A 294-nucleotide genomic window follows, 5' to 3' on the forward strand; every position below is an offset into this window, starting at 1 on the left:
GACGTTTATGAAAATCTCATTTACTAGTTACTTTGTTTATTTAACGTTTTGGTAGTTTCAGTTAGCTTCATCGACGTCGTCTTCAGCTTACCGTCATGATAATACTTGACCGTTACCGAATCGTTGACGGAATGTGCGTATAACGCACTCCGTAATGTGGCCAGGTTCGTGACCTTCTTACCCCCGAGTTCCGTAATCACGTCGTACTTGGTCAAACCAGCCGTCTTAGCCGGTGAGCCTGAGTTGGTCTTCATGATAACGACACCCTTCTTCACGCTTGATGGCAACTTCAGG

Annotated in this window: 1 protein-coding gene; it reads right to left on the bottom strand. The window is 45.6% G+C overall.

Features of this window, described 5'->3' with window-relative positions:
* Positions 1-23: 23 nt before the first annotated feature.
* Positions 24-294: PDZ domain-containing protein (locus MZO40_RS17160; RefSeq protein ID WP_252133493.1), on the bottom strand; the 271-nt coding region annotated here is incomplete at its 5' end.

The organism is Lactiplantibacillus sp. B652 (assembly GCF_023806745.1).
GTDB lineage: Bacteria > Bacillota > Bacilli > Lactobacillales > Lactobacillaceae > Lactiplantibacillus > Lactiplantibacillus pentosus.